20 protein-coding genes and 1 riboswitch are annotated in these 24,919 nt (G+C 69.3%); of the genes, 6 read left to right on the forward strand and 14 right to left on the reverse strand.

The features are described 5' to 3' along the window. Positions 1-221: 221 nt before the first annotated feature. The 8 genes from CHC08_RS34905 to CHC08_RS34940 all read right to left on the reverse strand — a co-directional run bounded on the left by CHC08_RS34905 (position 222) and on the right by CHC08_RS34940 (position 9,404). Complete coding sequence (locus CHC08_RS34905) at positions 222-1,208, reverse strand: phosphotransferase family protein (RefSeq protein WP_089211641.1); 987 nt, start codon at positions 1,206-1,208, stop codon at positions 222-224. A 9-nt stretch (positions 1,209-1,217) separates the two neighbouring features. Continuing rightward, positions 1,218-2,114 carry an aldose 1-epimerase family protein gene (locus tag CHC08_RS34910; protein ID WP_089211642.1) on the reverse strand — a complete coding sequence of 299 codons (897 nt, stop codon included), beginning with the start codon at positions 2,112-2,114 and terminating at the stop codon, positions 1,218-1,220. Positions 2,115-2,189: 75 nt separating this feature from the next. After that, positions 2,190-3,197, reverse strand: coding sequence for a LacI family DNA-binding transcriptional regulator (locus tag CHC08_RS34915; RefSeq protein WP_089211643.1), 1,008 nt, complete (start codon positions 3,195-3,197; stop codon positions 2,190-2,192). Positions 3,198-3,228: 31 nt separating this feature from the next. Further along, entirely contained in the window at positions 3,229-4,653 is a 1,425-nt protein-coding gene (locus CHC08_RS34920) for a GH1 family beta-glucosidase (RefSeq protein WP_089211644.1), read from the reverse strand. Continuing rightward, the gene (locus CHC08_RS34925; RefSeq protein ID WP_245878747.1) at positions 4,650-5,528 is read right to left on the reverse strand and encodes a carbohydrate ABC transporter permease; all 879 of its coding nucleotides are present in this window, start codon (positions 5,526-5,528) and stop codon (positions 4,650-4,652) included. The genes CHC08_RS34920 and CHC08_RS34925 overlap by 4 nt, the downstream gene beginning before the upstream one ends. Next, positions 5,525-6,499, reverse strand: coding sequence for a carbohydrate ABC transporter permease (locus tag CHC08_RS34930; protein ID WP_089211645.1), 975 nt, complete (start codon positions 6,497-6,499; stop codon positions 5,525-5,527). The genes CHC08_RS34925 and CHC08_RS34930 overlap by 4 nt, the downstream gene beginning before the upstream one ends. An 83-nt stretch (positions 6,500-6,582) precedes the next feature. Further along, a complete protein-coding gene (locus CHC08_RS34935; RefSeq protein WP_245878748.1) occupies positions 6,583-7,890 on the reverse strand; it encodes an ABC transporter substrate-binding protein in 1,308 nt (435 codons plus the stop codon). An 812-nt stretch (positions 7,891-8,702) separates the two neighbouring features. Continuing rightward, positions 8,703-9,404 carry a CHAP domain-containing protein gene (locus CHC08_RS34940; RefSeq protein ID WP_089211647.1) on the reverse strand — a complete coding sequence of 234 codons (702 nt, stop codon included), beginning with the start codon at positions 9,402-9,404 and terminating at the stop codon, positions 8,703-8,705. Positions 9,405-9,422: 18 nt separating this feature from the next. Then, positions 9,423-9,561: riboswitch (cyclic di-AMP (ydaO/yuaA leader) on the reverse strand. Positions 9,562-10,798: 1,237 nt separating this feature from the next. On the opposite strand from CHC08_RS34940, the gene CHC08_RS34945 reads away from it, so the two are divergent. The 6 genes from CHC08_RS34945 (at position 10,799) to CHC08_RS34970 (ending at position 16,985) form a co-directional block, all read left to right on the forward strand. Continuing rightward, positions 10,799-11,809, forward strand: a complete 1,011-nt coding sequence (locus tag CHC08_RS34945) for an ABC transporter substrate-binding protein (RefSeq protein ID WP_089211648.1) — start codon at positions 10,799-10,801, stop codon at positions 11,807-11,809. A gap of 67 nt (positions 11,810-11,876) precedes the next feature. Beyond that, a complete protein-coding gene (locus tag CHC08_RS34950; RefSeq protein ID WP_089211649.1) occupies positions 11,877-12,641 on the forward strand; it encodes a class I SAM-dependent methyltransferase in 765 nt (254 codons plus the stop codon). Beyond that, positions 12,638-13,729 (forward strand): FecCD family ABC transporter permease, encoded by a 1,092-nt coding sequence (locus tag CHC08_RS34955; RefSeq protein ID WP_089211650.1) that lies wholly within the window; start codon positions 12,638-12,640, stop codon positions 13,727-13,729. The genes CHC08_RS34950 and CHC08_RS34955 overlap by 4 nt, the downstream gene beginning before the upstream one ends. Before the next feature lie 36 nt (positions 13,730-13,765). Then, positions 13,766-14,554: an ABC transporter ATP-binding protein gene (locus tag CHC08_RS34960; RefSeq protein ID WP_089211671.1), complete on the forward strand. Its 789-nt coding sequence runs from the start codon at positions 13,766-13,768 to the stop codon at positions 14,552-14,554. Between the two features lie 266 nt (positions 14,555-14,820). After that, entirely contained in the window at positions 14,821-15,786 is a 966-nt protein-coding gene (locus CHC08_RS34965; RefSeq protein ID WP_245878749.1) for a hypothetical protein, read from the forward strand. Positions 15,787-15,797: 11 nt separating this feature from the next. After that, complete coding sequence (locus CHC08_RS34970; protein WP_245878750.1) at positions 15,798-16,985, forward strand: DUF6716 putative glycosyltransferase; 1,188 nt, start codon at positions 15,798-15,800, stop codon at positions 16,983-16,985. A gap of 178 nt (positions 16,986-17,163) precedes the next feature. Here the strand turns inward: CHC08_RS34970 and CHC08_RS34975 are convergent, their stop codons facing one another. From CHC08_RS34975 to CHC08_RS35000, 6 genes are all read right to left on the reverse strand, one after another. Continuing rightward, positions 17,164-18,444 carry an alpha-2,8-polysialyltransferase family protein gene (locus CHC08_RS34975; RefSeq protein WP_089211653.1) on the reverse strand — a complete coding sequence of 427 codons (1,281 nt, stop codon included), beginning with the start codon at positions 18,442-18,444 and terminating at the stop codon, positions 17,164-17,166. Further along, complete coding sequence (locus CHC08_RS34980) at positions 18,441-19,370, reverse strand: glycosyltransferase family 2 protein (RefSeq protein WP_089211654.1); 930 nt, start codon at positions 19,368-19,370, stop codon at positions 18,441-18,443. Before CHC08_RS34980 ends, CHC08_RS34975 begins: the two co-directional genes overlap by 4 nt. 201 nt (positions 19,371-19,571) lie before the next feature. Next, complete coding sequence (locus CHC08_RS34985) at positions 19,572-21,629, reverse strand: N-acetylneuraminate synthase family protein (RefSeq protein ID WP_089211655.1); 2,058 nt, start codon at positions 21,627-21,629, stop codon at positions 19,572-19,574. Positions 21,630-21,867: 238 nt separating this feature from the next. Next, entirely contained in the window at positions 21,868-22,839 is a 972-nt protein-coding gene (locus CHC08_RS34990) for an alpha/beta hydrolase (protein ID WP_143653462.1), read from the reverse strand. Between the two features lie 184 nt (positions 22,840-23,023). Then, positions 23,024-23,878, reverse strand: coding sequence for a bifunctional 5,10-methylenetetrahydrofolate dehydrogenase/5,10-methenyltetrahydrofolate cyclohydrolase (locus tag CHC08_RS34995; RefSeq protein WP_089211657.1), 855 nt, complete (start codon positions 23,876-23,878; stop codon positions 23,024-23,026). A 119-nt stretch (positions 23,879-23,997) separates the two neighbouring features. Beyond that, positions 23,998-24,618, reverse strand: a complete 621-nt coding sequence (locus CHC08_RS35000) for a cyclodeaminase/cyclohydrolase family protein (protein ID WP_089211658.1) — start codon at positions 24,616-24,618, stop codon at positions 23,998-24,000. Positions 24,619-24,919 lie beyond the last annotated feature (301 nt).

The following is a 24,919-nucleotide window of genomic DNA, read 5'->3' on the forward strand; positions in this document are numbered from 1 at the left end:
ACCGGTGTCGAACGGGCGGGTGTGAGGCGGGCGCCGCCCCGGCACGCGATCTGCCGGAGGCGGCGCCCGGCCTGTCGTAATGCGGCGGCCGGCCTGCCGGAGGCGTCGTCTGATCTGCCGAATATGGTGCCCGACCTGATGGATGCGGCGTCTGACCTGCGGAGACAGTGTCCGATGTCACGATTGTAAGCGTCGGCGACAGACGGGCCCCGATGGTTCCGCTACGGCGCGGCCAGCATGTCGAGTGCCCGGAGCACGGTGGCGGCGGAGCGGTCGCGCAGGGAGGCGTACTCCTCCTCGGGATACTGCCGGGGACCGTTCTCGGCCAGGATGATCAGGGCGAGGTAGAGCCGGTAGAGGGCGAGGCGGGTGCGGGCGGAGCCGGTGAACTCCACGACGCCGCCCGCCTCCCGGTAGCCCGCCACGATCTCATCGGTCTCGTCCAGCTCCTCGAAGATCGTCGGAGTGACGAAGTCGGCCAGTGGATCGCCCCAGAACGCCCGCTCGTGGTCGATGATGGCCTGGATGCGTGGTGTTTCGTCGAGGGTCAGGAAGACGTTGCCGGGCCACACGTCGAAATGGACCAGGCAGGGGGTCCTCACCTCGTCCAGCGCGCCCGCGTTCGCCGCGATCGCCGCCTCGATCTCCGCCGCCGGCCTCGGCAGCGGCGTGTCATAACGGCGCGCGTCGGCCAGGATCGCCCCGGTCATCGCCAGGAAGGCGGTCCGCCAGGTGTCGCCGGTCAGGCCGGCGTGCGGGTAGCCGTAGACGTCGCCGGTGATCGCGTTCAGCCGGGCCAGGTGACCGCCCAGCTCCCGGCGGAGCGCGCGCCGGTCCGCCTCGGCCGGCCGGACCTGGTTCCAGGAGACCCCGCCGAGGGCGGAGAGGACCAGGTAGTCGCCGCCCAGCACCGGGTCGTCGAACCCCGCGTGCAGCAGCTCCGGGATCGGCACCCCGGCGGGCCCCGCCAGACCGTAGACCATGGCCTCGGTGCGCAGCAGGTTGCGTTCGTAGCGGAGCTGCTCCAGCTCGGGCGGGGGTGAGAGCTTGAGGACCACCTCGCGCCCGTCCTCCAGGGCGAGCCGCCAGACGGCGTTGGCGAAGCCGTCGGTCAGCTCGGCCGAGGTGGCCACCCCCGTGCCCAGGGCCCGCCGTACCAGGGCGTCGAGCTCAGAGGGAGTGAGCGAGCGCTTGGTCTTACTGTCCATCGCCTCACCTTAGACGGCGGAGATCGTCCAGGAAGTCTCGATCTTGTCGCCGGGCTGGAGCACGATCAGGTCGGTGCCCGAGTTGAAGGCGTCCGGCGGGCAGGTCATCGGCTCGATGGCCAGCCCGTGGTGATCGAGGCTGCTCCCGGTGCACACCTGCGCCCAGGGCAGCGACGCCGCGTCCCAGCGGATCTCGACCCCGCCGTCCGGGCCGGTCACCCGCATCCGGACCTGCCCGTCGGCGTCAGGGGCGAGCTCGGTGAAGGCGTGGTCCACGGCGGTGTCGCCGACCGTGCGCGGGGTCCTGAAGTCGTACGACGTGCCGGAGACGTCCTCCAGGGAGCGCGGCAGCAGCAGGTCGTCCACCAGCAGCACCTTGGACGCGGGCACGTGCAGCTCGTACTCCTTGACGTCGCCGCCCGCGAGCAGCCACGGATGCGGGCCGCAGCCGTAGGGGGCGGGCAGATCGCCGATGTTCTCCGCGGTCAGCGTGGTGGTCAGCCCGTCCGCGGTGAGGGAGTAGAGGACCTGCAGGTCCAGTGTGAAGGGGTAGCCCGGCGTCGGGGTGAGGGTGTGAGCCAGCCGTACAAAACCGTGCTCGTCCTCCACGGACAGCCATTCCACCGCCTGCCAGTCGACCTCGAAGACCAGCCCGTGCAGGGCGTTGCCCCGGTCCTCCTCGTTTGTCGGCACTCGGTGGACCTCACCGGCGAAGGTGTAGGAGGAGCCGCCGATCCGGTTGGGCCAGGGAGCGAGCAGGGTGCCGCTGTAGTAGGGGATCGGCCCGTCCGCCGGCCAGCTGGTCACCAGATCGCGCTCACCGTGACGGAGCACGCGCAGGGCCGCGGACCGTTCGGTGATCTCGGCGTGCATGATGCCGCTGCGGAGGGTGAACTGCCTGGACACGGGGGTCCTTTCGACGGGGAGGACAGTGAGGACGGGTGCTGCCGGCCCGGGGTGAGGGGGTCGGCGGCGTCCGGATCAGGCCGAGGACCGCTCGACCAGGTGGGTGTCCAGTATCACCACGGGTTGCTCCAGGTGCTCGCCGTTGATGCGGGCGACGAGGAGGTGGGCCATCTGACGGCCCATCATCTCGGTGGGCTGGTGCACGGTGGTGAGCGCGGGGGAGGAGTGCGCCCCGGCAGGCGAGTCGTCGAAGCCGATCACGGCGACGTCGTCGGGGATCGCCCTGCCCTCCTCCCGCAGCACCCGGATCGCACCCAGCGCCATGGGGTCGGAGGCGGTGAACACCGCGTCCAGGTCGGGGTTCTCGGCGAGGAGCTTGCGCATGCCGACCATGCCGCTCTCCTCGCTGAAGTCGCCGTAGGCGACGATCTCGGCCACGCCGGTCGCCAGCAGCGCGTCACGGTAGCCCGCGAGCCGGTCCACACCCACACCCATGTCCTGCGGGCCCGCGATGGTGGCGATCCGCCGACGGCCCTTGCCCAGCAGATATTTGACCGCCTGCCGGGCTCCGGCCCTGTTGTCCACGTCGACGTAGCTGTAGGGGGTGAGCCCGACGGGGCGCCCGCCGATGACGGTCGGCACGCCCATGGACTCCAGCCGCCCGGGCAGCGGATCGGCGCCGTGCAGCGAGATCAGCAGCACCCCGTCGACGTGCTGCCCGGTCAGATAGTGCTCCAGCCGCTCGTGATCCTGCTTCGACTGGGCCATCGCCAGGATGAGTTGCAGACCGGTCTCGGACAGGGCCGAGCCGATGCCGCGGATGGTGCCGGCGAAGTAGGGCTCGTCGAAGACCCGCAGCTCCGACTCCGAGACGACCAGCGCCACGGTGTCGGTGCGGCGGGTGACCAGCGCCCGCGCGGCCCGGTTGGGGACGTAGCCCAGCTCCTGGATCGCCTGCAGCACCGTGTCGCGAGCCTTCTCACTCACCTTCGGTGAGCCGTTGATGACTCGCGACACCGTACCGCGGCCGACCCCGGCCAGAGCCGCGACCGCCTCAAGCGTCGGACGACGGTCGCCGTTCATGTTCTCGCCCCCATGGATGATTTGCTGGCTCTTATTCTGCCGGACCGCTCAGGCCTCCACGCCTGATGGTCCCGGAATACCAGAGAGCGCTCTCTTTGGGAACTCTGAGCTGGGTCTCATAATCGACGTGGACCAGTCCGAATCGCTTGCCGTAACCCCACGCCCACTCGAAGTTATCCATCAGCGACCAGGCGAAATAGCCCTCGAGCGGGATTCCCGCCTCGATCGCGGCGTGGCAGGTGCGCAGGTGGAGGTCGATGTAGTCCACCCGGTCGCGGTCGTGCACCACGCCGTCGGCCTCCACGACGTCGTGGAAGGCCGCGCCGTTCTCGGAGATGACCAGCGGGATCCGGGGATATTCGGCGACGAGTCGCCGGAGGATCTCCTCAAGCCCCGAGCCGTCGATCTCCCAGCCCATGTCCGTGACCGGCCGTCCGCCCTCGACGAACGACACGTGCTCGCTGCCGACCCAGGGCGACCCGGCGTCGGTGGGCGCCGCCGCGGCCGACGCCGCACCGCCCGGGGTTCCGGAGACGGTGAAGCGGCTGTAGTAGTTGATGAGGAGCTTGTCGAGCGGCGTCGAGATGACGGCCAGGTCCCCGTCCTGGACGAACTCGCCGATCTCGCCAAGATCCTCCAGCACGTCGGCCGGATAGCTGCCCTTCAGCAGGGCGTCCAGGAAGAAGCGGTTCTGCAGGCCGTCGATACGGCGTGCGGCGTCCTGGTCGGCCTCGGAGCCGGTCTGCGGCGTGATCGCGTAGAGGTTGACACAGCCGCCGATCTTGGTGTCGGCCCGCTGGGCCCGCATGGCCTGCGAGGCCAGGCCGTGCGCCAGGAGGAGATGGTGGGCGGCGTGTACGGCCTGCGCCGGATCGCGTCGCCCGGGAGCGTGCTCGCCGGAGGCGTACCCGAGGAACGCCGAGCACCAGGGCTCGTTGACCGTGCTCCAGTTGGTGACCCGGTCGCCCAGCGCGTCGTGGACGACGGCCGCGTAGTCGGCGAAGCGCTTCGACGTCTCGCGTGAAGGCCAGCCTCCGGCGTCCTCCAGGGCCTGGGGCAGGTCCCAGTGGTAGAGCGTCACCCAGGGGTCGATGCCCCGGCCGAGCAGCTCGTCGACCAGGCGACTGTAGAAGTCGAGGCCCTTGGCGTTGACGGCGCCGCTGCCGTCGGGCTGGATCCGGGGCCAGGAGACGGAGAACCGGTAGGCACCGAGACCGAGGTCGGCCATCAGCCGAACGTCGTCGCGGTAGCGGTGGTAGTGATCGATGGCCACCTCGGCGTGCTCGCCGTTGACCACCCGTCCGGGCTGCCGGACGAAGGTGTCCCAGATGGAGAGACCGCGGCCGTCTTCGGAGACGGCGCCTTCGATCTGGTAAGCGGAGGTGGCCGCGCCCCAGACGAAGTCCGTTGGGAACACCAGATCCGGGGTCTGAATCTGCGTTTCTTGCGTGGTCACGCTTTGACCGCACCTTCCATGAGGCCGCCGACGATCTGACGGCCGAACGCCACGAAAACGATGAACAGGGGGAGGACCGAGGCCGCCGTGCCGGTGAAGAGCATGACGTAGTCGGTGCCGTGGGCCTGGTTGAGCGCCGCGATCGAGGTCTGGACCACGGGGTTGTCCGGGTTCAGGACGATCAACGGCCACATGAACTCGTTCCAGGTCTGCATGAAGACCAGCAGCGCGAGCACCGCCATGCCCGGGCGGAGCGCGGGCAGGATGACGTTCACGTATATCCGCATGGTGGAGGCGCCGTCGACGCGGGCCGCCTCGACCAACTCGTCCGGAACCGCCTGGGTGGCGTACTGGGTCATCATGAAGACCCCGAAGCCGTTGACCAGGAACGGCAGGATCACCGCCTTGAGCTGGCCGGTCCAGCCGAGGGTGACCATGAGCTCGTACAGCGGCACGATGCCCATCTGCTGGAGCGGGACCATCATCGTCACCAGGATGAGGCCCAGCAGGATCTTGCTGCCTTTGAAGCGCAGCTTGGCGAAGGCGAAGCCCGCCAGGGTGGAGATGAACACGACCGACACGGTCACGGTGACCGCGACGATGGCCGAGTTGATCAGACCGGTGAGGAAGTAGGCGTCCTCGGTGGAGAACAGCCGGGCGACGTTCTCGCCGAGGTGCCCGCCGGGCAGCAGCGGCGGCGGTACGTCCATCGCCTCCTCGTTGGTCCGCGTGGCCATGATGAACATGTAGTAGATGGGGAAGGCCGAGATCACGAGCGCGAAGGCCAGGACGATCTTCGTCAGCGGCCCGGCGTCCCAGATGTGGTTCCGCGCGGCCGAAGCCGTCTGGTGCCGCCGGGCTTGGATGGCCGTCACTTGGAACCCCCGATACGGCGGGTGAAGGAGTAGTTGATGAGGGTGCCTATGAGGATCAGTACGAACAGCAGCCACGCGGCGGCCGCCGCGTAACCGAAGTCGAAGTCTCGGAACGCCTCCTTGACGATGAACATCGCCACGGTCTGGTACTGGCCGGTGGTGCCGCCGGCCATCGTCGGGTTGCCGTCGAACATGACCGGCTCGGTGAACAGGGTCAGCCCGCCGATGGTGGAGATGAACACCGTGAAGATGATCGTCGGGCGCAGCATCGGGATGGTGATCTGCCAGAACTGCCGCCTGGCCGTGGCGCCGTCGATGGCGGCGGCCTCGTAGAGATCCTTGGGGATGGTCTGCATGGCGGCGAGCAGGATGATCGCGTTGTAGCCGGTCCAGCGCCAGTCGATCATCGTGGAGATCGCGACCCACGCGGACCACTTCTGGTTCTGCCAGTTGATCGCGTCGACGTCGAACAGGCTGAGGAACCAGTTGATCATGCCGTAGTCCCGCCCGTAGAGCTGGGTGAAGACGACGGCGACGGCGACGACGGAGGTGATCAGCGGCAGCAGCACGCCGAGGCGGAAGAAGAGCCGCCCCCGGATGCGCTTGTTGAGCGCGTTGGCCAGGACCAGGGCCAGGGCGAGCTGCGGGATCGTCGACATGGCGAACATGCCGAGCGTGTTGACCACCGCGTTCCAGAAGGCCCCGTCGGTGATCAGCTCGATGTAGTTGTCGAATCCGACGAGGGTCTTGTCACCGGCGAGCTCCCACTCGTGCAGGGACACCCAGAAGGTGTAGCCGAGCGGGAAGACGCCGAAGATCGCGAAGAGCAGGAAGTAGGGGGAGACGAGGAAGTAGGGAGTCGCGCGGAGGTCGAACCGGGCGAACCCTCTGCTCCGTTCCGTTCCCCGGTGCCCCACCGGCCGGCGGGGGCCGGGCCGGGGAGGAGCCGGGGTGTCGACGTGCAGGGTCATCGGTCGGAGCCTTTCAGCCGGGGGCAGGCGACCGGCCCGGCGGCGGTGTCACCGTCGCCGGGCCGATACGGATCGGGACGGGATCAGCCCGCTGCCTTGACGCCGGCCTCGACGAACTTCGTCCAGGCCTGGTCGTAGGGGATCGAGCCCTGGTCCATGCCTTCCAGCACCTTCTCCACCGAGGTCTTGACCTGGGCGTGCTTCTCACCGAGGAAGGTGGGAAGCAGGTCCTTGACCGAGGCGCCGAAGATCTGACCGGTCGGGGCGTCGTTGAAGAACGCGTTCTTCAGCTCGCTGACCGCCGGGTCCTGCTGGGCGGGAAGGGAGCTCGGGAAGGCCGCGGCCTCCTGGAAGGCCGCGATCTGGCCCTCCTTGCCGGTGAGGTAGTTCAGGACCTCGGCGGCTTCCTTGGGGTGCTTGCTCTGCTTGGGCACCGCGAGGTAGGAACCGCCCCAGTTGCCCGCACCGCCGGGCACGGAGGCGACGTCCCACTTGCCCTTGTTCTCTTCACCGGCCGCGCCGGAGACCACGCCGAGCATCCAGGCCGGGCAGCCCATGGTGGCGAAGGCGCCCTTCTTGATGGCGGCGTTCCACGGCGGGGTGAAGGAGGCGAGCTTGGCGGTCAGGCCCGCCTCGCTGAAGCTCTTCACCAGGTCGAAGGAGGTCTTGATGGCGGGGTTGGTCTCGAGGATGAGCTGGTTGCTCTTGTCGAAGTAGGAGACGTTGCCGTTCTTCGGCGCCTCCTGCGACAGGATCACGTTGTAGAGCGTGTTCGGGCCGTCGAGGAACTTGGGGTCGGACTTGCCGGGGTTGGCGGCCTGGAACTTCTTGCCGATCTCCATGAAGGCGTTCCAGTCGGGCCAGAGCTTGCTGACCTCGTCGCGCTCGGTGGGCAGACCGGCCTTCTGGAACAGGTCGGTGCGGTAGCACATGGTCATGCCGCCGATGTCGGTGCCGAGGGCGAACAGCTTGTTGTCGGCGTTGATGCCGTTGTCCCACTTGGCCGCGGGGAAGTCGGCCTTGCGGCTCTCCAGGCCGTACTCGGCGAGGTCGGTGAAGAACTGCGGACGGGCCTTCATGAGGCCCATCGCACCCTCGTCCACGGCGATGATGTCGGCCGCGCCGCTGCCGGCCTGCAGGCGCTGGAGCAGCTGGGGCAGGTAGACGTCCTCAAAGCGGTCGGTCAGGTTCTGGTACTTGACCTGAATATTCGGGTGTGCCGCATTCCAGGTCTCCACGGCCTTGTCGTAGCCGAAGTTCTCACCGCCGCCGAAGGTGTGCACGGTGATGGTGACCGGCTCAGCCGCGGCAGAGGAGCCCCCGGCGTTCGCGGCGGGGGTTGCGGGCTCACTGGAACCGCAGGAGGTAATCGCCAGGGCGGTGGCCGCCATGACTGCGACTGCGGCGAGTTTGCCATGTCGCGTGTTGTTCAACATTCCGGACCCCTCTCAGGTGGTCGCCCGAATCAGTGGGAGGTGGCAGCGCGGGGCCGGCCCCCGACAACGCGGCCTGCGACGCAGCGGTTCCTCGATATGCTTTGGGAGCGCTCCCACGAAGAGTGGACGATAGGCAACCTGGACGTCAATATGCCGAAACTCAACCGTTACATCTAGCCGGTTTGTGGGTGATTGATGGGCATGAAGCCGACAAATCACCCAAGCGGGCAGTTGGGAGCGCTCCCATCTCATGCGCATACAGTCAGGGCATTCCGGCATGTGAAGGCCCTGGGATCCCGTTCGTGCCCATCCTCCGGGGCTCGCACGGCGCGCGTTGACCGCCTTGACCGTTATCTTTTCGTGTCTGTTCTGAGATGGCATCGTGGCCGTATTTATGACCGATCTGTGAATCTTTCACGGCCTCCGTCGCGCTTCGTGTTGGGCCGGGGCGCTTGATCGGATGGTTTCCGGTCGCGGCGCCCTGCCGCCGGAGGCCCGCCGCCGATCTCGTGCGCCCGGATCGGGGTGGTTTTTCAGGTACGGTGCCGGGCTCGGGTACGGTTTTGAACGGCTTCGCCGGGGAGGTGCCGCCGGGCATTCAACCGGGTGTCGCCCGCGCCTCGACCGTGGGCCGCCACCGGTGGCGGCCCGGGCTCCGCCGCCTCCGTGGAGACATCCGGCCGGACGCCGGGAGCGGACATCCAAAAAGGAGCGCCGCTCATTCGAGCGGCGCTCCTTGTGAATGTCTGTGGACCGTCCGAGGGGGATCAGCCGGTGTAGATCGGGTAGCCGTAGCCGACAACCTGGGACTTGGGCCGGACGCGCTCCGCGACCTTGCCGTTGCCCGTGTTGCCCTCGATCGTGGTGATCGTGCCGTTGCCGTTGTCCTTCTTCACGAACCCGACGTGGTCGATGCTGTCGAGGCTCTTGCTGCCGTCCCAGGCGAAGTAGACGACGGCGCCGGGCTTGGCGACGTCGCCCCACTGGTGGTTGGCCTTGAACCACTTGGCGTGGGCGACGGTGTAGGCGTCCCAGCCCATGGTGGGCCGGATGCCGGCCTGCTCGCCGACCCAGGAGACGAACATCGCGCACCAGGGGGCGTCGGCGTAGGCGCGTACGGTGCCGCCGCCGTCACGGGCGAGGGTCTCCTTGGCGCGGGGAGAGGACATGTACCAGGACTGGAACTTGGTCCCGCCGCCCTGGGCGTTCTCGCTGATGCCGATCTGCTTCTCGGCGATGCTCAGGACCTGCTGGGCCGAGACCTTGGGGAGCCGTTCTGCCTCGATCTGGAGGGGGGACTTGGCGGCCTGGGCGGCCTCGGCGGGAGGGGTGAGGGCGTGGGAGCTGGGGGGATCCGCCAGGGCGGGGGAGGCCGCGAGGGCCCCACCGGCGACGGCGATCGATACGCCCGCGAGGACGCCCGCCACGTGGTTACGCCGGAGGGTGGGTATAAGGCGATGCTTGGTCATACGGGGGTTCGACTCCTTGCGTCGCTTCCATTCCGCCTACCGGGTTAGCTGACGGGTTCGGGCTGGGAAGTGCCCTACGACGCGCGAACGCGTTGATTCACCCCAGAAACGTGGTTCCCCGGTTCCGCTGACTTCGCGGATTCGGCGGCCGTGCTCACCGGTTGGGCGGAGGGATCCGCCCTGGTGAGTCCGGTCGGGCAATGTGACGGCAATGCTTAGGCCCTAATCGGACTAGGCATTTCCTTCGAATAGAGCGAACCTACGCCATCCGGACAGACGATTACAAATGCGACAGATTGCCTTCGCTTGGGACAACGTCCGAAATCAGGCAAAGAAACGGCTGCCTTCCGGGACCGCCCCGGGCCCGGTTTTCTGGGTGCCCCGCGGCGAGCGCGTTCGCTGCGATCCAATGGGCTGCGATCAGTCCACGGGCTGGAAACGGCGATTTTTACGGGGGTTTCGGGCGATGCCGCCGATTGATGGATCATCGGATCGGGGCCGGGGCGGCATGGAATCGGATCCATTGGTGGGTCTCCACAGGGGGTCAAATTTTTTCGAACACAGTGTCGAGTAAAGGTTTGACCGCAATAGAGTCGAGGCGCGGATTTTTTACCTTTGACCTGCATCTGCACGCCCCGCGCGGGGGTTAGCCCGGGTGGGCGTGACACATCCGACTTCGCATCTGTCCCACGTGTATCAGGCGGCTCACGCCTGGCTGAGACGGGCCCGTTGTCTCGTTGATATTCATTCGCCGCACGAAGCGGTCATCGTCCGGCGCTCCAATCGGAAACCCCTGTGGCGCCCTTTATGTGGTGCGCGGTTATGCGATGAGAGAAGAGTCGTGCTCGCGTTTGGGGCCGTGCCTGGAGTCGGTCGCCGCTGAGGTGCGCGGGACTTTACCAATTGAAAGTCGAGAACGCGGCGAAGGCGAGCGAGATGGCCGGAGATCGATTCATCGGTGTCGGACTTCATGGGTTGAGGGTCAGAGGCGCGGTGGCGGTGGCCCGGTGGCCGGGCGGGGTTGGCGCACCGGGCTTTCCGTGATCCGTTGGGATCGGCCGCGTCGGGCGCGGCTGATCCTGCCGCGCTGTCAGCGGGGCCCCGGCCGCTTCACCCGTCCTCGCCGCGCCCTTGGTCTTGGACCTTCGGCGGTGCCGCGCTGTCGGTGGGACCCCGCCCCGCCCGCTCTCGCTGCGTCCTTGACCGTGAACCCGTGGCCGTCCGTACCTTCCTCGATCAAAACGTGCCAGGTGCCGGCGAGGGCTCGCGCACCGCCTGCGTGGGCGTGACCGAAACCCCCGGCGGTTGTTCTCGTGGAGACGGCGCCGACGGGTGTGACCTGTGAACTTGTGTTGCTTTTGCGTCATCTCATCCCTCCTGTACCATCGCCGATTATGAAAATGATTTCCATCTCCATGGCGAGTTGCCTCCTCCTGGCACTCACCGCCTGTGGAGGCGTGAGCGGCACCCAGTCCCAGGCCGCCACCGGTGCCACACCTGACAGCCGGCACACCGCCACGGAGCTGACGAGCTGTGGTCTGCCCCTTCGCGTCACCTCCCCGCCGCAGCGGGCGGTCTCCATGGAGCAGAACGCGACGGAGATCATGCTGACGCTGGGACTCGCCGACCGGATGGCGGGCACGGCCTACCGGACGGACCCGGTGCTCACCGAGCTCAAGGGTGACTACGACAAGGTCCCGGTTCTGGCCGCCCAGTACCCCGGTCGCGAGGCACTGCTGGCCGCGAAGCCGGACTTCGTCTACTCGATGCGCGCCTCGGCCTACGCTCCGGACGCCGGCGGCGTGCGGGGGGATCTGGCCAAGCTGGGAATACCGGCCTACCTGTCCTCCAACGACTGCGAGGATCCCAAGCTGATTCCCGCCTCCGCCACGTTCGAGGCGATCTTCAGCGAGATCGGTGACATCGCCAAGATCTTTGGTGTGCAGGACCGGGGCGAGAGCGTGGTGGCCGGTCTGCGCAGGCGTCTCGACGCGGCCAAGGACGCGGCCCGCTCGGGCCTGGGCAAGAAACTGATGTGGTACTACTCCGGTACCAAGACCCCGGCCATCGCCGGTCGCGGAGGACTGCCCGACACCATCAGCGGGTTCCTCGGCGCCGGCAACGCCTTCTCCGACATCGCCCAGCAGTGGTCCGAGGGAAGCTGGGAAAAGATCGCCGAGCGCGATCCGGACGTGATCGTGCTGGCCGATCTCACCCGTGGCGGCGAGGGTGACAGCGCCGAGGCCAAGATGAGGTTCCTGCGCTCCGACCCCGTCGCCTCCCAGCTCACAGCGGTCAAGAACAACCGCTTCATCGTCGTTCCCGGATCGGCCATGGATCCCTCGATCAGAGGTGTCAGCGCTGTGGAACAGGTCGGCAAGGGACTGCGGGACCTCTACGGCTGACCCGACATGCCACGCCCACCTTCGGACGCGACGCGCGCCCGCCCGATGCCTTCCCCCGGAGACCGCGATGACCACTTCCGCAACCTCGCCGACCTCGCATGACCTGTTCTCCCGCTGGGAGGAGCAGCAGTCCGCCTACGTGGCCCACCGTGAAAACCGCTTCCAGGTGATGCTCGACGTGCTTGACCTGAACTGCCCCTCGGACCTCACCGTGCTCGATCTGGCCTGCGGACCCGGCTCGATCGCCGACCGGGTGCTGAGCCGTTTCCCGCAGGCGCGTGCGGTGGCCACCGATTACGACCCGGTGCTGGCGCGGCTCGCGCGATCGATCCTGGCCCGGCACGGCCGCGCCACCGTGATCGAATCCGACCTGGCACGCGCGGGCTGGTCGTCGGCCCTCTCGGAGTGGAGCTTCGACGCGGTGCTGACCTCCACGGCGCTGCACTGGCTCTCTCTCGGACAGCTGCTTGAGGTCTACACCGAGCTGGCGCACATGCTGCCCCCCGGCGCCGTACTGCTCAACGCCGACCACCTGCGCTTCGGCGCCGGCCATCCGACACTGCGGCAGCTGTCGGCCGCCCACGACGCCGCCGTCCAGCGAGAGGCCTTCGCGGACGGCACCGCCACCTGGGATCAGTGGTGGGCCCTGGCGGTCCGTCACCCCGAACTGGGACCCCTGCTGCCCGAGCGTGAGCGACGTTTCGCCGATCGCCCGCCGCAGTCGCCGGCGCCGCTGGAGTTCCACCTCGCTGCTCTGCGTACGGCGGGCTTCACCGAGGTGGGAACCGTCTGGCAGTACCTGGACGACTACGTCGTCTTCGCCCGGCGATGACGTCTCACGCGCCGCCACGGGTGGCCGGGCACGTCGGCCCGGAACCACCCGTCGCCGTCTCGCGGGACAGGAGACGGCGAGGTGCTCTCTCGGCGGCCGGCGCCGGGCTGATACTGCTGCCGCTGTCGGTGGCGTTCGCGGTGACCCTCGGAGCCGCGGGCCTGTCGATCGGGGAGGTGTTCCAGACGATCGCCGTGCATCTGGGCCTCCCGTTGACCCCTCTCCCCGCGCTGGAGGACGCGATCGTCTGGGAGCTCCGCCTGCCGAGGGTGCTTCTGGCCGCGCTGGTCGGAGGGGGCCTGGCCGTGTGCGGAGCGGTGCTTCAGGCGCTGACCCGCAATCCTCTGGCCGATCCCTACCTGCTGGGCATCTCCTCCGGGGCCTCCACCGGTGCCGTGGCCGTCCTGATCCTCGGCCTGGGATCGGGGGCCGCGGCCGCCCTGACGGCGGGCGCCTTCACCGGCAGCCTGATGGCCTTCTGCTGCGTACTCGCGCTGATCGGCGTGACGTTGGGCGGCTCGATCCGCGTCGTGCTGGCGGGGGTGGCGGTCTCGCAGCTGTTCAGCGCGCTGACCAGCCTGATCGTCATCTGGGCCGGTGACGCGCAGAGCACTCGCGGTGTGACGTTCTGGTTGCTGGGCTCGCTCGCCTCGGCGAGCTGGACCGGCGCCGCCCTTTGCGCAGCGGCCACGGGGATAGGCCTGGCGGTCTGCTGGTCGGCCTCTCCCGCCCTGGACGCCTTCGCCTTCGGGCGCGAGGCCGCCGCCTCACTCGGTGTCTCTCCGGCCAGGACGCAACTCGTCCTGTTCGTCGTCACCGCGTTGAGCACGGCGACTCTCGTCGCCGCGAGCGGCGCCATCGGGTTCGTGGGTCTGGTCGTTCCGCACGCGGTCCGCTTCCTGGTCGGCAGCCGCCACCGCGTGCTGCTGCCGGCGTGCGCGCTGTACGGAGCGATCTTCCTGCTCTGGGCCGACACCGCCGCGCGCACGCTGTTCTCCCCGCGGGAGATACCCGTTGGCGTGCTCACCGCGCTGATCGGCGTCCCCGCGTTCGCGGTCATCATGCGCGGAAGGAGCGCCGGGTCATGAGCCCGGACACCTATGACATGGAAGGAGCGCCGGATCATGAGCCTGGAGACCCGTGACGTCGTGTGGGCCGCCGGTGGCGCGCCCATCATCGACGGGATCACGATCTCCATACCGCGGGGCGGCTTCACGGGCCTGCTGGGTCCCAACGGCTGCGGGAAGTCGACCCTGCTGCGGCTTCTGGCCGGTCTGCTGCGTCCTGGGGAGGGGGCGGTCCTGCTGGATCGGCGGCGGCTGAGCGAGTTGCCGCGGCGCGAGATCGCCCGTCGCCTGGCGGTGGTCGCCCAGGAGGTGTCCACCGACGTCGACATGACCGTCGCGGACGTCGTGATGCTCGGCCGGATTCCGCACAGGACACGGCCGGCCCTGATGGGCCGTGACGACTCCCTCGACATCCGGGAGGCCGAGAACGCCCTGGCACGGTGCGACCTGGCGGGGTGGGGCGGCCGTCACTGGTCGACGCTGTCCGGCGGGGAACGCCAGCGCGTCAACATCGCCCGAGCCCTGGCCCAGGGGCCCACCGAACTCCTCCTGGACGAGCCGACCAACCACCTCGACATTCACCATCAGATCGATCTCCTGCGGATGCTGGCCGCCGTACCGACCACGGTCGTCGCCGCCCTGCACGACCTGAACCTCGCGGCTCAGTACTGTGACCATCTGCTCCTGCTGGAGGCCGGGCGCGTGGTCGCCTCGGGTTCCCCCGCCCAGGTGCTGACAGAGCAGTGGATCGAACGCGTCTACCGCGTGCGCGCGACGGTGGACACGGACTCCGACGGCCGCCCCCATCTGCGATACGGCCCGTTGAGCGATGCCGCCTCCAGCTGACCCGACGTCGCCGGCACGGCCGGTCGGGAGCGGAGGGCCTCGAATGACGTCTTCTAGAGCCGCCGCCGGAGAAATGACGCCCTCCGGAGCCGCTGCCGGAGAACGGCTCGCGCGCGGGCGCGGGCGAGCGAATAGCTGCTTGTTCATCCGCAGTTCCCGGGCGCTTAAGGCCGCCGGGCTAGGTTGAGGCAGTCGTGAACGGGTCATCGCCCGGCGTGGAGGACGGTCGAGACCACGCGCGGGAGCAGGGTTCGGCCGTTGCCTGGGTGGAATCCCCGTTGCAGATGCTCTGCGCGGTGGAGGCACACCATGCCGGGTTGCTCGGTGCTCGCAGCCGTGTCATACCCCGGGCCAAGTTGCGCCCGCTGGAGGTGACCCGCCGCGAGCTCTCCCGGCTCGCCCTGCCTCCGGGGCTTGAGCTCACCGCCCCGGAGGCGGACATGCCCCGGCTCGGCCGGGGGACGATCGGAGCCGTGGGCGACGCCTTCTCCGGCAAGGTGCAGTTCCGCTGGCTCACCACCCTTCCCGGCCGCATCGTGATCGTCGACGACGGGCTGGCCACGATCAGGCTCCTGGAGCTGCTCACCGGACGAATGTGGACGCCACTGCTGCGGGCCCGGGGCGGTGCGGGCCGGCTCAGGACCGCTCTCGGAACGGCCGCGGGCATCCGGCTGCGTGCCGCCGCCCGCTCCGGCCGGCTGTCGATCTTCACGGCGCTGCCCGTTCCCGCCGAGCTGGCGCAGGCCGTACGCGACAAGGGCGCCGAACTCGTCACCCATGACTTCACCTGGCTGCGGTCGCAGCCGCTGCGCAGGCCGCGCCCCGAGGAGCGCACGATCGTCCTCGGCACCTCGCTGGTCCGCAACGGCCTGATCCACCGCGAAAGCTACTTCACCTGGCTGGCCGGGCTCGGCTCGGCCGAGCCGGTGGCCTACTTCCCGCACCGCCGGGAGGACCCCAACGATCTCGCCCGGGTTGGGGAACAGCCCGGGATCACCGTCTACGACGGCGGGGTCCCCGCCGAGATGACCCTGCGCGGGCTGGCCGCGGAGCAGCGGGTGCTGAGCCTGCCGTCCACCGCCGTCACCTCCCTGCGGGTTCTGCTCTCGGCCAGGGGCGTCGCCGTGGACACCGTGGACGTCCCCGACGAGTGGTGGACCGCCGAGGCGGCGCCTTCGCTCCGTTCCCACCTTTCGATGTTCGCCCATCACGACACTGGAGTTACCGGTTGAAGGTCCTGGCCGTGGCCGACTCGGATTCCTACCTGAAGTGGGCGGCCTGCCTGCTCCGAGATCTGCCCTCGGGCTGCGAGACGGAGTTAGCGGTGATACGCACTCCCATCACCCCCTCTCCGGCCCAGATTCACGCCGCCGTCGACGGCTCGGCTGCCGATCCATCCGTGCTCTCGGCCCGCGCGCTGCGCCGGGCCGCCGAACGGTTCCGGCCCGACGTGATCCTGGTGGCCTGCACCGGTCCCGTGGTGGACGTCCTGGTCGCCGAGGTGCTCGCCGGGCTCCAGCCCAGGCCGGTGTTCGTCTCCGGGCTGCCGGGCATCTCCATTCCCGCGACCGAGAAGGCGTGGCTGTTCCGGAGCGGGTGCGAGCTGTTCGTGCTGCACAGCGGGCGGGAGGTCGAGGAGTTCTCGGCGATCGGCCGTGAGCTGGGCGGGGGCGGCACCGTGGGGCTGGCCAGGCTGCCGTTCCTGCGGACCGGTGCGGAGGTTCCCGTCACGGGACCGCGCAACCGGGTGGTGTTCGCGACCCAGGCCAAGGTGCCCAAGCGCAGGGAGGAGCGCGAGCGGATCCTGCTCGGGCTGGCCGCCCTGGCCGAGCGGCGGCCGGACCTGGACGTGGTGGTCAAGCTCCGCGCCCTGGACACCGAGCGCCAGACCCACAACGAGCGCTATCACTACCAGCGCCTGTGGCAGTCACTGGCCGAGAGCGGTCAGGTGCGTCCCGACGGGGTGCGTTTCGCGGTGGGTCCCATGCACGAGCACCTGGCTCACGCGGTGGGATTCGTCACGGTCAGCTCTACCGCCGCGCTGGAGGCGATCGCCCAGTCGGTGCCGCTGCTGGTGCTGTCGGACTTCGGGGTCGGCGCGGAGATGATCAACCTGGTCTTCGAGGGCAGCGGCCTGCTGGGAACCCTCGACGACCTGGCAGGGGGGCGTTTCCGGAACCCGGACGTGGCCTGGTGCCAGGCCAACTACTTTCACCCCGGTGGCGAGAGCGACTGGGTCTCCCAGATGGTCTCCCTGGTCGGCCAGGCCCGTTCGGGACGCCTCGTCCCCGCGAAGTCCCTGCTCGACGGCTCGCAGTTCGCCGCCGCCCGCCGCCGCGCCCGCCTGCGCGTGGAGGTCCCGCCCAACGTGCTACGCGTCGGCTACCGGGCCAAGCGTCGCATGCGCCGCTACCTGAAGGTGCTCGGCTGAGGTCGCAGGGTCCTCGAAGGCATGCGGCCTTCGAGGACCCTGCGATGCCCGGCTGACCGTCGAGTGGGTAACCAAAGATCCTTCGTGTGACCGTCGGCCGGATGACCGAAGGCCTTCCGCGGGGAGGCGCGCGCCCCCGCGAAGGATCACGGATGAGGCCTGACCCGCTGAGAGCTGGTCAGGTGAGCGTTTTGGAGAGGCGGCGGCGGAGCTTGCTCAGCGCGCCGGGTTCCTGAGCGGGTGCGGCCGCGGGGGTCTGGATCAGGTCCAGGGCGGCCAGGCGCTGGCGCTTGAAGTAGCGGGCGGGGCCGTGGGCGTCCACATACGCGGCGGCCGACGCGCGCAGCCCCGGGTAGACCTCGCTCTGCATGCAGTAACCGACCGAGCCGACCAGGGCTCCGAGGTCCACCGGCGGCGGTTCCTCCAGCGATCCGTCCGCCGACATGCGCGGCAGCAGGGCATCGGTGATCGTGACCGGGACGCGGTTGCTGTTCTCGTACGGCGTCAGCCGTTCCAGGACCATCTCGCCACCCACCGTCGCCACCGGCAGGCCGAAGTAGCGCCGGGCGGTGATCAGGGCGGTGGAGAAGCAGCCGACCACCAGCTCGGGCCGTAGCGCGGCGAAGCACGACTCGGCGGGGACGGTCTCCGCCACGGTGGTCAGTTCGACGCCCAGTTCCTTGGCCGTCTCGCGCAACTGCTGGGCGTGCCGACGCCCGGCGGCCGGATGCGGCTTGAACAGCACGGTGCGAAATCCGCGGGAGACCAGGCCGCGCAGCATGTCCGCGTGGAGCTCGGCCTCCTCCTCGGGAGTGACGATGCCGAGCGCGGAGAGGTACTGGCCGAGAATCATCGCCTGGCCGGCGGGCAGGCCTCCGGCGTTCGGCTCGATCACGTCGAGGAAGGCCCGGTCGGGAAGGGTCTCCGCGGGCACGCCGTACTCCGAGAGCAGCAGCGGCGTCAGGCCGGGCACGAGGTCGAGGTGGAGCAGGCGGGTGATCCGGCCGTAGATCTCCTGGGGAAGGGGATCCCGGGTGGGGCCGTAGCTCATCAGGCCGTCGGAGTAGACGGTGATCGGGCAGTCCTTGATCAGACCGGCGATGGTCCTGGACGGGGGGACCGCGATCGACTCGATCACCAGCTCGTCGGGACCCTCACCGAGGGAGAGATGCGACCGCAGGAAGCGGCTCAGCATCGGAACCTCGATGATCCGCGCCTTCCAGTCCGACGGGTGCAGCGGGGCCACGAGGTCGTTCCATGACCAGACCTCGTCGAAGCGCGGGCTCAGCGCGGCGAAGCCGGGGGCCTCGTTCAGGGACGGAGTGATCTCCGGGATGGCCGCGTTGTTGGACACCAGCAGGATCCGGCGGCCCTCGTGCGGTCCGAATCGTCCCTCGTCGATCGCCGCCGCCAGCGTCATCGCGCCGAACAGGGTCGAGGCGTAGAACAACTGCGTCATCGGGCCTCCAGCAGCCTCTGCAGGATCTGGTCACGTTCCGGGTCCAGGCGGGTCGCGGCGAGCAGGTCCTGGGGCAGTCGCCGCAGGGACTCGACGCCGCGTTGCTCGAAGCGTGTACGGAGGTCGGGGGAGAAGCGGTCGCCCAGCTCCAGATGGTGGGCGAGAAGCGCGCAGAACGTGCGCACCGCCTTGGGGGTGAACTCCTCCTCCAGGTCCGCGAAGACCATGTCGAAGGCATCGAAGAAGTGCAGCTGCCGGGCGTCGCCGATCTGGGTCAGCGAGCCGGAGACCATCCGCCGGTAGAAGAGCCCCGCGAGCGAGACCACCGCGAACGAGCTCGCCTGGCGGTGCAGCCGCCAGATCCACGGCCGGTCCTCGGCGGTGTGCAGGTGCCCGGGGAAGGCCAGCAGGTCGCCCAGGTCACGGCGGTAGATGCCGGCCCAGGCGTAGGGGTAGTCGACCATGGTCTTCATATCGGCGGGCAGGATGTGGTCGCGGGGCTTCAGCACCGTCCCGCGGGTGGCCAGCGGCGCCCGGTGGATGACCCGCTTGCGGCCCTCTACCTGGACATGGTCGACCCGGACGAAGTCGCAGCCGAGCCGTTCGATCGCCCCGACCAGGTCGACGAGATAGCCGGGCGCCAGCCAGTCGTCGCCGTCCATGAAGGTCAGATAGCGGCCGGAGGCCAGCGACAGCCCGAGGTTGCGGGCGTCCGCCAGCCCGACCGGGGTCTCGTTCCGCAGGACGACCAGGCCGGGCAGTTCACCGCGGAAATCCTCGATGATCTGTCCGGTGGCGTCCACCGATCCGTCGTCCACCACGATGAACTCGAAGTCCCTGTGCGCGTTCCTGACGAGCGAGGCGAGCGCATCGGAGATGTAGAGTTCGGCGTCCCGTACCGGGACGACGATGGACAACTTGATCAAGTTTCTCTTTTTCCCTCGAAGTCGAACCGGCCGCGACACGTGGTGTCGCCGTCTACGCGTCACCATCCAGGAACCACGTGTCGCCGACCGCACAGTGACATGGCCTACGAACCACGCGTTGCCGTCTATATGGTGACGCGATCTACGAACTACCGTGCCGCCACCTATACGGTGGCGGCACGGTGACTACGGGGGTGTCGCTTATACGGTGACGCGGCGCAGACGCGACTTGGGGGCCACCTCGCCGGGGAAGACCCGCTTGACGCCGTCGCCCAGAGCCGTCTCGATGATGCGGATGTCACGGACCAGGTGCTCGAGACCGGCCGGCTCCAGCGAGGCGGCGTGGTCGGAGCCCCACATCGTACGGTCCAGCGTGATGTGCCGCTCCACGGTCACCGCGCCCAGGGTCACCGCGGCCAGCGAGATCTGCAGGCCGCGCTCGTGGCCCGAGTAACCGACCGGCACGCCGTACCGCTCCTGGAGGGTGACGATCGTGCGGAGGTTCGCCTCCTCGGGGGGAAGCGGGTAGGTGGAGGTGGCGTGCATCATCACCAGTTTGGAGGTGCCGAGGATCTCCACGGCCTGGTCGATCTCCTCCAGCGTGGACATGCCGGTGGACAGGATGAGCGGCTTGCCGGTGGAGGCGAGCGCGCGCAGCAGCTCCAGGTCGGTCACGCTGGCCGAGGCGATCTTGTGGGTGACCACGTTCATCGACTCGAGGAACTCCACCGACGGCACGTCCCACGGGGAGGCGAACCAGTCCAGGCCGCGCTCCTGGCAGTGCTTGGCGATCTCGGTGTACTCCTTCAGGCCGAACTCGGTCCTGACCTTGTACTCCATATAGGTCATCTCGCCCCACGGCGTCTGCCGGATCTGGTCGCGCTGCTCCAGCGGCACGCAGATCTCCGGCGTGCGCTTCTGGAACTTGACCGCCTGGCAGCCCGCCTCGGCGGCCACGTCGATCAGCTTGCGCGCGATGTCCAGGTCGCCGTTGTGGTTGATGCCGATCTCGGCGATCATGTAGACCGGCTGTCCGGCGCCGACCAGCGCGTCGCCGATCTGAACCGGCTTCGCGACCGGGGTGAGCCGCAGCTCGGCGCGGGGCGCGGGCGCGGTCACGATCGCGCTCGCCGGGCGGGCCGCGAGGACCCGGTCACACAGCTCGCGTACGGCTCCCGCACCGCCGGCCTTGGTGAGGACGATGCGGGCGGCGGCGCGGACCTTGGGGTGGGCGTCGGGGACCGTGATGGGCCAGCCGACGTCGCTCATCGGGCCCAGGTCGTTGACGTCGTTGCCGATGTAGGCGACGCGGGCCGGGTCCAGCCCCTCGATGGCCAGCCAGTCGCGCAGCACGGTCCGCTTGTCGGTCAGCCCCTGCAGGACCGGCACGCCGAGCTTGCGGGCACGGGCCGCGACCACCGGGTTCTGCTCGGTGGACATGATCATCAGCTTGACGCCCGACCGGCGCAGCAGGGAGATGCCCATGCCGTCGGAGCGGCTGACCGCGACCATCTCGTGGCCGTCCTGGTCGATGTAGGCGCGGTCGTCGGTGTGCACGCCGTCGAAGTCGGTGATCACGGCGTCGACGTCGATCGGCTCGGGCTGGTCCACGAAGGGCGCCAGCGCGCGGACGATCTCCAGGTCCTCGGGGTTGTCCACCTCGATGGCGTGCCGCGACGGCACGGGCTGCACGGCGACCGAGCCGAAGAAGCGGTGACCGTGCTCGCGCAGGCCCTCGGTGCGCATCACGTAGAACGCACCGGTCTCACGGAAGTGCGGCTCGCGGTCCTGGCGGCGCGGACGGAACGACGGGTCGTGGTTGACACCGGCGCCGTCGGCGCTCCACAGGAACTCGTGCGTCTCCAGACCGGAGAACACCACGTCGGCGGTGCCGTCCAGGACCTTGGTGATCGCGGTGTCCAGGTCGGCGGGGTCGATGAACGCGCTGGTGCACTGGACGAGGATGACCACGTCGGGAACGTCGGACAGGTGGTCGAGCACATGCAGCACGGCCGACTCGCTGGAGGCGGTCGCGCCGCTCAGTTCGCCCGGCCGGTCGATCACGGTGGCCCCGGCGGCGCGAGCGACTTCGGCGATCTCCGCGTGGTCGGTGCTGACCACGACCTCGTCGATCAGCTCGGCTCGCACACAGGCCCTCACCGCACGAGCGACCAGGGGAGTACCGCCCACCGCGGCCAGGTTCTTCAGCGGTACGCCCACTGAACCTCCACGGGCGGGAACAACGGCCAGGACTCGCAAGGTAGCTCCTCATGACATACGGCAAAGGCCCCTGAGCTGGGGTGTCTTAGGAACCTAGCCACGAGGGTGACCGGAAAGGGGGTTCTGAGCTGAACGTCCAGAGTCGTCCTGCTTAACTTTCCGCGTTACCGGGAACTCCAGGATGGGTCGCTCCGAGGACGGCATTCGGAGTGCCCCGATCACGGAGCGGAGCGGACCGGATGCCGGTGATGGGGCGTCGCCCGGCCGGGCGACGCGGTCAGGCGGCCGCGCCGATGGAGCCCATGAGCAGGGGCAGCGCGCGTTCGAGACCGCGGCGCCAGTAGGGCCACGTATGGGTGCCGGGACCGTAGAAGTCGACCGTCAGGCCGGCGCCGTTCGCCCTGGCACGCTCGGCGAAGGTCTGGGCCTGGCGGAGCAGGGAGGCCTCACCGTCGTTCCCCACGGTGGTGGAGTCGTCCAGGGGGCCGGGGGAGCCGTCACCGCTGGAGACGAAGAGCCGCACATCGCGAAGTCTCCCGGTCAGGTCGGCCGGGTTGTGGGCCGCCCACTCGGGACCGCGGTGGTCGCCCCAGAGCTTCCTCGCGTCCTCGCCGTTGTCGCTGAGCAGATGGTCGACGCCGTTCTCGCCGTCTCGGGTGTGCAGCACACCGGAGAACGAGGCCGCCGCCTGGAACATGCCCGGATGACGTGCCGCGTAGGACATCGCGCCGAACCCGCCCATGGACAGCCCCGCCACGGCCCGCCGGTCCCCGGCGCCGTAGTCACGCTCCAGGATCTGACGGACCTCGGTGAGGTGGAAGGTCTCCCAGCCGGGCCCGTCCCGCCAGTCGGAGTAGAAGCCGACGGTGCCGCCCTCCGGTATCACGACGATCGCCGGGTAGGGCGAGGTGAGCTCCGCGGCCCCTCCCTCGGTGACCCAGCTGTCGTATCTGGACTGGCAGCAGCCGTTCAGCAGGTACAGAACCGGCCAGGGACCCGAACCCGGCTCCCAGCCCTCGGGCAGCAGGACCCGGACCATGCCCTCGCGTCCGAGCGCGGCGGAGGTGACGGTGAGCTCGTGATCGCGCTCGCTCAGGCGGTTCACCTGGACACCGTTTGTCGTCTCGCCGTGCCCGGTTCCCTCGGAAAGACCGCTGGAGGAGAACGGCCACAGCAGCGCCAGCAGGACGGCCACCACCCCCACCCCTGCCAGCAGGAGCACTCCCAGACGTACGGTTACACGGTTCACACGGCCAATCCTCGCGTGTCAGCGTGACCGCGGGAAGGCTAACCGCTTATTGCCGGGAACATCGCCGGTCAGCGGATCGCCGCTCAGCGGCGGCGGCCCGTACGGCGGCCATACGGTTCAGCGGGCGGCCCGTGCGGCGGCCGTACGGTTCAGCGGGCGGGAGCTCATACGGCGGCTGCACGGTTCAGCGCGCGGCGGCCCGTGCGGCGGCCTGTACGGTGTGCCGCAGCAGCAGCGCGGTGGTCACGGGGCCGACGCCGCCCGGGACCGGCGTCAGCGCACTGGCCCGCTCGGCGACGGAGGCGGCGTCCACGTCGCCGGCCAGTCCGCCGTCCTCGGTGGGATTGGTGCCCACGTCCACCACGACCGCACCGGGCCTGACGTACTCGGCGGTGATCAGCCCGGCCCGGCCCACCGCGGCGACCACCACATCGGCGGTGGAGGTGACGGCGGCCAGGTCGACGGTGCGCGAGTGGCAGACCGTGACGGTGGCGTTCCTGTCCAGCAGCAGGTGGGCGACCGGCTTGCCGACCACGGTGGAGCGCCCGACCACGACCGCGTGCCGGCCGGTCAACTCGATCCCGTAGTGGTCCAGGATCGCCATCACGGCTTCGGCGGTCGCCGGGGCGAACGCCGGAAGCCCGGCGACCAGCCGGCCGAGAGACAGGGGAGCGGCGCCGTCCACGTCCTTCTCGAACGCGATGGCGGAGGCCAGATCCTCCAGCGCGGCCCCGGCGGGCAGCGGGGTCTGCAGGATGATGCCGTGCACCGCGTCGTCGGCGCTGAGCCCGGACAGCCTCTCGCGGATCGCGCCGGCCGTGGCGTCGGCGCCCAGGTCGACGATGTCGCAGGCGATGCCGGCCTTCTCCGCGGACCTGGCGATCGAGCGGACGTACCAGGCGCTGGACTCGTCCGCCGTGGCGACGACGACCGCGAGCTTCGGCGGTGTTCCGGCGGCGGTGAGTTCGGCGGCTTCCGCGGAGGTCTCCGCACGGATCGCGGCGGCCGGCTCCTTGCCGGACAGCACGGTGGCACTCACTTGGTGATCTCCTGGTTGGGAACGGCGGTCATGCGACGGTCTTCCGGTTGGGAAGGACGGTCACGTGACGGCCTCCTGGTGGACGGTGGCACTCACGGTGGCCTCCTGGCCTCCTGGCCTCATGCGGTGATCTCGCGCCGGACGGCGGCGGTGACCTGCTCGGCGCGGGCGGCGATGTCGTCGACCTTCGCGGCCGCGGCGGCCAGTTCGGCGCGGGCCTTCTCGTCCTTGATGCCGCCGAGGTTGATCTCGACGTTGACGCGGGCGGTGGTCGCCGCAGCGCGTGCGGCCTCGGTGGCGGCGGCCACATCGGTGATGACGTTGCGGTTGCCGATCGGCAGCAGCTCCTCGGCCAGCCCGACCACGGCCAGCGCGGCGGCGATCACTTCGGCCGGAGGCCTGCCCGCGCCGACCAGGGCCTTCGCGATGGCGGCCGAGCGGGCGGCCTTGGTCTCCTCGGTGTCCCTGGGAAGCTTGTAGGCCTCGGTGACGGCGGTGAACGCCGCCTCGTCCTCCTCGGCGAGCCGTAGCGCGGTGGCCCGTAGCTCGTCCGTCTCGACGATGATCCGCTCGATCGCCTCCCGGTGTTCGTCGTACTTCTCGCCGGTGCTGTAGCGGGCGACCATGCCGAGCAGCGCCGCGGCCTGGGCGGCGTGCAGAGCGGCCGACGCGCCCCCACCCGGTGCCGGTACGCGATCGGCGAGCCGGTTCAGGAAGTCGCTGATCTTCTCGTCGCGCATGAGCGCTCGTCCTCCGGTCGGTGGGGTTACGGCATGCCTGAAGATCTTCCCACGGTCAGGTGGCGGCCACCGCGGTGCCCACGCCGGGAGGATTCTGTCGGGGGCGTGTGGAAGGTTGCGGAGGTGACCTATTTCATCCATCACACGTGTTGCGAGAGATCGCATGGTGAGCGGGTCCGGCACGTGCCGTGCGCCGCCGTGCCCGGCCGGTTCCGCACGCCGCGGGTGTCCGCGGGGGTCGAGCGTGCCTGAGCGTCAGCACGGCAGGCCGGCCCCCGAGACCCTCACGACCATCCGGTCC

This window comes from Streptosporangium subroseum, from assembly GCF_900188345.1.
Classification (GTDB): domain Bacteria; phylum Actinomycetota; class Actinomycetes; order Streptosporangiales; family Streptosporangiaceae; genus Streptosporangium; species Streptosporangium subroseum.

Coding starts and splice junctions, on each gene's coding strand:
- CHC08_RS34905 (WP_089211641.1), bottom strand. CDS start 1,208: ATGGACAGTAAGACCAAGCGCTCGCTCACTCCCTCTGAGCTCGACGCC.
- CHC08_RS34915 (WP_089211643.1), bottom strand. CDS start 3,197: ATGAACGGCGACCGTCGTCCGACGCTTGAGGCGGTCGCGGCTCTGGCC.
- CHC08_RS34930 (WP_089211645.1), bottom strand. CDS start 6,499: ATGACCCTGCACGTCGACACCCCGGCTCCTCCCCGGCCCGGCCCCCGC.
- CHC08_RS34935 (WP_245878748.1), bottom strand. CDS start 7,890: ATGGCGGCCACCGCCCTGGCGATTACCTCCTGCGGTTCCAGTGAGCCC.
- CHC08_RS34940 (WP_089211647.1), bottom strand. CDS start 9,404: ATGACCAAGCATCGCCTTATACCCACCCTCCGGCGTAACCACGTGGCG.
- CHC08_RS34945 (WP_089211648.1), top strand. CDS start 10,799: ATGAAAATGATTTCCATCTCCATGGCGAGTTGCCTCCTCCTGGCACTC.
- CHC08_RS34950 (WP_089211649.1), top strand. CDS start 11,877: ATGACCACTTCCGCAACCTCGCCGACCTCGCATGACCTGTTCTCCCGC.
- CHC08_RS34955 (WP_089211650.1), top strand. CDS start 12,638: ATGACGTCTCACGCGCCGCCACGGGTGGCCGGGCACGTCGGCCCGGAA.
- CHC08_RS34960 (WP_089211671.1), top strand. CDS start 13,766: ATGAGCCTGGAGACCCGTGACGTCGTGTGGGCCGCCGGTGGCGCGCCC.
- CHC08_RS34975 (WP_089211653.1), bottom strand. CDS start 18,444: ATGACGCAGTTGTTCTACGCCTCGACCCTGTTCGGCGCGATGACGCTG.
- CHC08_RS35000 (WP_089211658.1), bottom strand. CDS start 24,618: ATGCGCGACGAGAAGATCAGCGACTTCCTGAACCGGCTCGCCGATCGC.